This window comes from Cobetia sp., from assembly GCF_983723665.1.
In genome coordinates this window covers 1-8351 of record NZ_CFDJES010000121.1, presented here as the reverse complement: position 1 = coordinate 8351, position 8351 = coordinate 1, and the positions used below count along the sequence as shown (strand labels likewise).

Here is an 8351-nt window from a genome sequence, read left to right as displayed (position 1 = left end):
GAGAAGTGGCGAGAGCCGAAGAAACCGCGGTGCGCTGCGAGGGGGGATGGGTGCGGCGCGTGGAGCACCAGGTGCTTCTGGGTGTCCACAGCACGGGCCTTCTTCTGGGCATGACTGCCCCAGAGCAGGAAGACGACACCCTGACAGTGCTGATTGATCACGTCGATGGCGCGGTCGGTGAATTGCTCCCACCCCTGCTTCTGATGCGAGGCGGCCTTGCCCTGCTCGACGGTCAGCACGCTGTTGAGCAGCAAGACGCCCTGCTTCGCCCAGCTTTCAAGGAAGCCGTGATCGACGGGTTCGACGCCGACATCGGTGGCCAGTTCCTTGTAGATGTTCTTCAGCGAAGGCGGCGGGCGTACGCCGGGGCGTACCGAGAAGCACAGTCCATGCGCCTGGCCCGGGCCGTGATACGGGTCCTGCCCGAGGATCACGACCTTGACGTTGGAGAGCGGCGTCAGCCAGAAGGCACGGAACCAGTCATCGGAGTGCGGATAGATGACCTTGCTGGCATCTTTCTCGGCGCGCAGAAAGTCGCGCAGACGCTGCATGTAGTCAGCCTGAAACTCTTGGCCAAGATGCGCCTGCCAATCGGCAGGCAGCACCTCGGAGCGGCCAGTCGCGGCAGTCTCCAACGGCATGTCAGCTATCGCTCTCTTGCTTCTTGAGCTGCTCGGCGATCGGCTCGACGTAGGCGATGCCCATATCCCACGGGAACTGGATCCAGCAGTTCTGCGGCACTTCGGTGATGAAGCCATCGACCAGCGGACGCCCTTCCGGCTTGGCATAGACGGTCACGAAGTGCGCCTTGGGCAGCATGTCACGCACCGCACGTGCGGTGTTGCCGGTGTCGACCAGGTCATCGACCAGCAGCCAGCCGTCACCGTCGTGGTCGACGCCCTTGACCACTTCCAGACCACCCTGCTCCATGTGGTCGTGATAGCTCTTGATGCACACGGTATCGATGTGGCGGATACCCAGCTCGCGGGCGATCAGGCCGGCCGGAATCAGGCCACCGCGGGTGATGGCGATGATGCCCTTGAAGTCGCGACCGCTGAGGTCGTGACACAGCGCGCGCACATCACGGTGCAGCTGGTCCCAGGAGACGATGAAGTGGTCGTGGTAGCGTTCGGAAGACATGTGGGTCACTCGCAATGACGAAACAGAAGGAAAGCATGGTGGCTGGCGCGCCACCGCACAAGGGGAAGATCCACTCAGCCACGCCGGAGCGCGGACAAGGGCCTCAGATTCGCTGCCCGCAGCAACGACGATGGCCCTGCCAGAAGACAGGGCCATCGCGTCAAGCCGGCATTACTCGGATTCGGTGAAGCTGCACGCCGCGAAGACACTGTGGCCTTCTTCACGAATGCGCGCGGAGCCGCCGATTTCCGGCAGATCGATGATGGCTGCCGTCTCGACGACCACACCACCGGTGCGCTCGATCAGCTTGCAGGCCGCCAGCATGGTGCCGCCGGTAGCGATCAGGTCATCCATCACCAGGATGCGATCGCCTTCACGGAAGGCATCGGAGTGCAGCTCGACGGTGGACTCACCGTATTCCAGCGAGTAGGTCTCGCTGATGGTCTTGAACGGCAGCTTGCCCTTCTTGCGCACCGGCACGAAGCTGCAGCCCAGCTCGTAGGCCAGCGGAGCGCCGATGATGAAGCCACGCGCATCGATGGCGGCGATGGCGTCGATTTCCATCTCCTGATAGCGGTGCACGAAGGAGTCGATCAGCTTGCGGAACGCGGCGGAGTTCTGCAGCACCGGCGTGATGTCACGGAAGTTGACGCCTTCCTGGGGCCAGTCCGGCACGGTACGGATGACAGACTTGATGTAGTCGCTGTAGATGCTCATTAGAGGGCTCCGTCGAGGAACAGGTATTTGCAGGCGAACAGGATGGCGAGAATCACCAGCCCCGGGCTCAGATCACGATAACGGCCGGAGAACAGCTTGATCACGGCGTAGCTGATGAAGCCCAGCGCGATCCCGTTGGCAATCGAGTAGGTCAGCGGCATCACCAGGGTGGCGATCACCACCGGTGCCGCTTCAGTAATGTCGTTCCAGTCGATGCGTGCCAGGCCGCCCGTCATCAGGCAGGCGACATACAGCAGCGCACCGGCAGTGGCGAAGGCCGGAATCGAGGTCGCCAGCGGCGACAGGAACAGGCTGACGAGGAACAGGCCGGCAACGACGACGGCCGTCAGGCCGGTACGTCCGCCGGCGGCCACGCCAGTGGCGGATTCGATGTAGCTGGTCACGTTCGAGGTGCCCATGACAGAGCCGACCATGGTGGCACTGGAGTCTGCCATCAAGGCCCGTCCCAGCCGCGGCAGATGGCCACGCTCGTTGGTCAGGCCAGCCTGCTGGGAGACGGCGATCAGCGTGCCCGAGGTGTCGAACAGATCGACGAACAGGAAGGCGAAGATGATCGACACCATGCCCAGATTGAAGGCGCCGGCGATATCGAGCTCCGCCAATGTCGGCAGCATGCTCGGCGGCATCGAGGCAAAGCCGTGGAAGTCGTTGTTGCCGGTCAGGGTCGCCAGCAGCGTGACGAGCAGTATGCCGATCATCACCGCACCGATCACCTTGCGGTAGGACAGCGCGACGATCAAAAAGAACGAGAGCAATGCATACATGGCCGCCGGCGAGGACAGATCACCCAGCGTGACCAGCGTGCCCGGGGCGTCGACGACGATGCCGCTGCCCTGCAGGGCGATGATCGCCATGAACAGGCCGATGCCCGCGGCGATGCCGGTCTTCAGCGAGGCGGGAATGGCATTGATGATCCACTCGCGAATCTTGAAGGCGGAGAGCAGGAAGAAGCTCACCCCGGACAGGAAGACCGCGCCCAGCGCGACCTGCCAGGGCACGCCCATCTGACCGGCGACCGTGTAGGTGAAGAAGGCCGTCAGCCCCATGCCCGGTGCCAGCGCGATCGGGTAGTTGGCGTAGAGCCCCATGACCAGACAGCCGATGGCTGCCGCCAGACAGGTCGCGACGAACACGGCACCGTGATCCATGCCGGTGGAGGCCAGCATCGAGGGAGCCACGAAGATGATATAGGCCATCGCGAGGAAGGAGGTAAATCCTGCGATGACTTCGGTACGCACATTGGTACCGTGCTCGGAGAGCTTGAAAAGACGTTCCAGCATTGAGGTAGCCCCTATCCTTGAGCAGTGCCTGTCCGGCAAGGCGCAGTGGTCGGTGATTGTCAGAATCAGCAGATCAAGACGAACTCGCTCGGACAGGTATGCCGCACAGGGCGTCGGATGAAGCTTTTCCCCTGTTCAGCCTGCCTGAACCACGATGCCCCGCCAGCGGCAGGGCATCGAAAGGCGCAACATGGTACCCAAAGGTCTGCAGCGAATCGAGCATTCCCGGCATATTTCCTGACCAGTCAGACGAGTTCTGGCGTCCTGCCAGTGAGTTGATCCGCTGCAGACCTGCAAGCCTCATGCCAGACGGGAGGCCATGACCCGCTCGACGGTCTCGACAATCGCCTGGGTCTGCGGGTCGACTTCAAGGTTGACCTGATCACCGACGGCGCGCACGCCCATCAGGGTGCGCTCGAGCGTCTCGGGAATCAGATTGACGCAGAAGCGCGTGCCCTGCACCTCTCCGATCGTCAGGCTGACACCGTCAAGTCCCACATAGCCCTTGTCGAACAGAAAACGCATCAGCTCGGCCGGCGCCTGGAACCAGATACGACGATTGTCGGCAGTGGCCTCGATGGCATCGATGGTCACCATCGCCATCACGTGCCCGGACATCGAGTGCCCGCCGATCTCGTCGCCGAAGCGTGCCGCTCGCTCCACGTTCACGACGCTGCCCACCTCGAGCTCGCCCAGATTGGTCAGACGCAGCGTCTCGCGCATCAGGTCAAAGCTGGCCAGTTGACCCTCAAGCGCCGTCACGGTCAGACAGCAACCGTTATGGGCCACCGAGGCCCCCAGCTCCAGCCCCGCCTCCAGTCCCGCCGGCAACCGGACCTGATGCGTGCGAAAGTCAGTGCGTTCTTCAATGGCCACCACTTCCGCCATGCCTTGTACGATACCCGTGAACATGCGTGATCTTTCCTTGCACTGCTGCTTCTTGCTGTCGAGAAGCCGTGAATAAGGGACGGCATGCAGCAGCGAGATGACCGGCATGCCCAGCCGAAATCCTAGCATGGTGGACTAGCCGTCGACATGCTGGCGTTGTCTGCCGTGGGGGTGCGCGGCGTTGCCGCCCTCGCCACCCGCCTCTCGCCTCTCGCCTCTCGCCTCTCGCCACAGATGAGCACGGCTGCCTCCGCGAACGCAGAGCAGAAAGAGCGGGCCGCAACTCATCCCCGACTGACCGTCAAGACAGGAAAGCCGTCGCTGGCAGTTGAAACCCGCGTCACGGCAAGAGTCTTGTAAGAAATGGCTTACAGAGCGTATCGCCAAATTGCCATATCGAACGACAGTTCGAATAAACGCCCAGCGCAAGACCAAAGTCGTTGACACCCCCAAGGTGACTGATAGAATGCGCCTCAAATCTGTTTGGCGCCGATTTGTACCCGGATTGCGGGCGCCCACCACGAGAGCTGGTCTCACGGGGTGCAAGTTCTGCTAAAAGGGTGTGTCCAGCGTTGATGGCCACCCGTCTTGGGTGGTCTTTTTTCTCCCCACTGGATCGCTCCCCTCTTCGCTGTCTGCCATGTGCGCAGACGCCGGCAGAACGTTCTGTCCTCTACAGACCTTCGCCCGCAATCCGGTTGGTGCCTTAACCACTCGGACCCCCATGATCACACTCAAGAACGTCTCCAAGACTTACGGCAGTGGTGACAAGGCCGTGGTCGCGCTCAAGGATGCCAGCCTCACGGTTCCTCAGGGCGCCATTACCGGTGTCATCGGCCTGTCCGGTGCCGGCAAGTCGACCCTCATTCGCTGCGTCAATCTGCTCGAACGCCCCACTGCCGGTAGCGTCGTCGTCGATGGCCAGGAACTGACCGAACTCGACGAGTCCGCCCTGCGCAGCGCTCGTCACCAGATCGGCATGATCTTCCAGCACTTCAATCTGCTCTCCTCACGCACGGTCTTCGCCAATGTGGCATTGCCGCTGGAGCTGGCTGGCATCTCGAAGGACGAGATCAAAAAGCGCGTCGAGCCATTGCTGGAGCTGACCGGCCTGAGCGACAAGGCCGACCAGTATCCTGCCCAGCTGTCCGGCGGCCAGAAACAGCGTGTGGCCATCGCCCGCGCGCTGGCCAGCCGCCCCAAGGTACTGCTGTGTGACGAGGCCACCTCGGCGCTCGACCCGCAGACCACCGCCTCCATCCTTGAGCTGCTCAAGGACATCAACACCAAGCTGGGCCTGACGATCCTGCTGATCACCCACGAGATGGAAGTGGTCAAGAGCATCTGTGATCAGGTCGCCCTGATCAGCGGCGGTGAACTGGTGGAAGTGGCCTCGGTGGGCGATTTCTTCACCGCACCGCAGACCCGCCTGGGCCGCGAGTTCCTCAATGACTTCCTGGAGCTTGAGCCGCCGCGTGCGCTGGTCGAGCGCCTCGAAGCCACGGCCGGCCCGCACACCCACCCGGTGGTGCGCCTGGCCTTCAGCGGCGACGCCGTCTCCACTCCGCTGATCTCGCGCCTGGCGCGTGAATGCCAGGTGGATGTCAGCATCCTGCAGGCCAAGGTGGAATCCATTCAGGACCGCACCCTGGGCCTGATGATCGCCGAACTGATGGGCGACAGCCGCCAGACCCAGCAAGCGCTCGATTATCTCGAATCCCACGACCTGAAAGTGGAGGTGCTCGGTCATGTCACCCGCACTGCTTGAACTCGTCCTGTCCTCCACCCTCGAGACGCTGTACATGGTCGCGGTGGCAGGTCTGATCTCCGCGGCACTCGGCATCCCACTGGGCGTGGCACTCTACACCTCGCGCCCCGGCCAGATTCTCGCGCGCCCGGCACTCAACAGCGTGCTGAGCATCATCACCAACATCGGTCGCTCGGTGCCGTTCATCATCCTGATGGTGGCGATCATCCCGCTGACACGCCTGATCGCGGGCAGCTCGATCGGCACCAATGCCGCCATCGTGCCGCTGACCATCGCCTCGATTCCCTTCGTCGCCCGCCTGATCGAAGGCGCGCTGAATGAAGTCGGCCCGGGGCTGGTCGAAGCCGCACAGGCCATGGGCGCCACGCCGATGCAGATCATCACCAAGGTACTGCTGCCGGAAGCACGCGGCGGCATCATCAATGGCCTGACCATCACCGTGGTGACGCTGATCAGCTATTCCGCCATGGCCGGTACCGTCGGTGGCGGTGGCCTGGGAGATCTCGGCATCCGCTACGGCTACAACCGCTTCGACCCGATGGTGATGCTGGTGACCGTGGTCATCCTCGTCGTCATGGTGCAGGGCTTCCAGAGCCTGGGCGACCATCTGGTGCGCAAGTCGAACCACAAGTAAGCGTCGCTCCATGAGCAGCGACTGATCTGGAAGTGGCGTTCGATCTACAAATCACACGGCTTTCGGTATCGTGACGGCTCATCACAATGAGCCGTCACTCATAACATCCCGCGGACCCCGCCGGTCACGTCGGATCACAAGGAGAACATCGATGCGCAACATGCTGACCACGCTTTCTTCCCCGCTGCGCCTTGCCGGTGCTGCCACCCTGCTCGGCGCCACCCTGCTGGCAGGCTGCGGCAACGACGCGTCCGACGAGAACACCCTCAAGATGGGTACCGTCGCAGGCCCGGAAACCGAAGTGATGAAGGTCGCGGCCGAGATCGCCAAGGAAAAGTACGACCTGAACGTCGAGATCACCGAGTTCACCGACTACGTGTCTCCCAACGCCGCGCTGGCCGATGGCTCTCTGGATGCCAACGCCTACCAGCACCAGCCGTACATGGAATCCATGGTGCGTGAGCGTGGCTACAAGTTCGCCAGCGCCGGCAAGACCTTCGTGTACCCGATCGGTGCCTACTCCGAGAAGTACGCAGACATCAGCGAACTGCCGGACGGCGCGACCATCGCCCTGCCGAACGATCCGTCCAACGAAGGCCGCTCCCTGATCCTGATGCACGACCTGGGCATGATCGAGCTGACCGACAAGGGCAACCTCGAAGCGACCCCGATCGACGTCGCCAAGAACCCGCATGACTACCAGTTCAAGGAAATCGAGGCTGCCCAGCTGCCGCGCATCCTGCCGGACGTCGACCTGGCCTTCATCAACAACACCTTCGCCCAGCCGGCTGGATTGAAGCCGGAAGACGCACTGATCCGTGAAGGCGCCGAGTCCCCGTACGTCAACCTGATCGTCGTGCGTCAGGGCGATGAAGACAGCGAGAAGGTGCAGAAGCTGGTCAAGGCCTACCAGACGCCGGAAGTCGAAGCCAAGGCGGAAGAGCTGTTCAAGGGCGCGGCGGTGCCGGGCTGGAAGTAAGCCTCACCCCATGTCACTGACAGACGCCTGAACGCAAAGCGCCGACCACTGGTCGGCGCTTTTGCATCCGGTGGATGAGTCATCTCATCGCGTATCTCATCACGCCCAGATGCCGACGCAGCGCGAGAAGACACACGCGCAGGACACGCTTGAAACAGGCGACCCGCGACCGCATTCTTGCGCCATCTCGCCACCTTACCTATCCCTCAGGAGCCCTCATGGCCACTCGCCCCGACTATTCACTGCTGGCCCGCCAACTGGATGCCATCCTCGATACCCGCGACTGGCTGACCAACGCCTCCCAGACGGCCGCCTTCGTCAACATGACGGTGGAGAACCTCAACTGGGCAGGCTTCTATGTGCAACGTCAGCCGCAAATCCTGCACCTGGGGCCGTTCCAGGGTCAGCCGGCTTGCCACCCGATTCCCTTCACCAAGGGCGTGTGCGGCGCTGCTGCCACCGAGCGCACCACCCAGCGTGTCGCGGACGTACACGCCTTCCCGGGCCATATCGCCTGTGACGCCGCCTCGCGCAGCGAGCTGGTCATCCCGGTGCTCATCGAGCAGGACGGCCAGCAAGTGCTGTGGGGTGTGCTGGACCTGGACAGCCCGAGCCCCGAGCGCTTCGACGAAGAGGATCAGGCCGGCATCGAGCGTCTGGTCGAGATCTTCATCGCCTCCAGCGACTTCGACAGCGTTCCTGCCTGACAAACTGAGCGCCCGTCTGATAGACAGCCTGAACGTCAGCATCACGCTCTGCCGCCCGCCGCGCCACCCGCACGGCGGGCGGTTTGCGTTGTGGCCTGTCAGGCCTTGCACAGCCCCGTGCGAGATGACAGGTTAAGAGCTCTCGCCCCCGACAGGAGCCAAACATGTCATCCCGGTCGCCATCTCATCCCTCGTCGCGCTCTACATCGCCCTCCAC

At 62.8% G+C, this 8351-nt stretch carries 9 protein-coding genes; 4 read left to right on the top strand and 5 right to left on the bottom strand.

What is annotated here, in order from left to right; genetic code table 11:
* The 5 genes from ung to AC4FAH_RS11565 all read right to left on the bottom strand — a co-directional run.
* The coding region (gene ung / locus AC4FAH_RS11585; RefSeq protein WP_490246065.1) for a uracil-DNA glycosylase at positions 1-641 on the bottom strand (641 nt) is incomplete at its 3' end.
* 1 nt (position 642) lies between these two features.
* The gene (gene gpt, locus AC4FAH_RS11580; protein ID WP_043335607.1) at positions 643-1140 is read right to left on the bottom strand and encodes a xanthine phosphoribosyltransferase; all 498 of its coding nucleotides are present in this window, start codon (positions 1138-1140) and stop codon (positions 643-645) included.
* A 171-nt stretch (positions 1141-1311) separates the two neighbouring features.
* Positions 1312-1857, bottom strand: a complete 546-nt coding sequence (locus AC4FAH_RS11575; protein WP_043335609.1) for an adenine phosphoribosyltransferase — start codon at positions 1855-1857, stop codon at positions 1312-1314.
* Complete coding sequence (locus AC4FAH_RS11570; RefSeq protein WP_192837612.1) at positions 1857-3158, bottom strand: NCS2 family permease; 1302 nt, start codon at positions 3156-3158, stop codon at positions 1857-1859. Before AC4FAH_RS11570 ends, AC4FAH_RS11575 begins: the two co-directional genes overlap by 1 nt.
* A 300-nt stretch (positions 3159-3458) precedes the next feature.
* The gene (locus AC4FAH_RS11565; protein WP_054557313.1) at positions 3459-4070 is read right to left on the bottom strand and encodes a riboflavin synthase; all 612 of its coding nucleotides are present in this window, start codon (positions 4068-4070) and stop codon (positions 3459-3461) included.
* 700 nt (positions 4071-4770) lie between these two features.
* On the opposite strand from AC4FAH_RS11565, the gene AC4FAH_RS11560 reads away from it, so the two are divergent.
* The 4 genes from AC4FAH_RS11560 to AC4FAH_RS11545 all read left to right on the top strand — a co-directional run bounded on the left by AC4FAH_RS11560 (position 4771) and on the right by AC4FAH_RS11545 (position 8134).
* Positions 4771-5814, top strand: coding sequence for a methionine ABC transporter ATP-binding protein (locus AC4FAH_RS11560; protein ID WP_490246064.1), 1044 nt, complete (start codon positions 4771-4773; stop codon positions 5812-5814).
* Positions 5795-6448 carry a methionine ABC transporter permease gene (locus tag AC4FAH_RS11555; RefSeq protein ID WP_107336314.1) on the top strand — a complete coding sequence of 218 codons (654 nt, stop codon included), beginning with the start codon at positions 5795-5797 and terminating at the stop codon, positions 6446-6448. Before AC4FAH_RS11560 ends, AC4FAH_RS11555 begins: the two co-directional genes overlap by 20 nt.
* Before the next feature lie 160 nt (positions 6449-6608).
* On the top strand, positions 6609-7427 hold the full coding sequence (locus AC4FAH_RS11550) for a MetQ/NlpA family ABC transporter substrate-binding protein (RefSeq protein WP_043335679.1): 819 nt from the start codon (positions 6609-6611) through the stop codon (positions 7425-7427).
* Positions 7428-7645: 218 nt separating this feature from the next.
* Positions 7646-8134: a GAF domain-containing protein gene (locus tag AC4FAH_RS11545; protein ID WP_131432461.1), complete on the top strand. Its 489-nt coding sequence runs from the start codon at positions 7646-7648 to the stop codon at positions 8132-8134.
* The last annotated feature ends 217 nt before the right edge of the window (positions 8135-8351 follow it).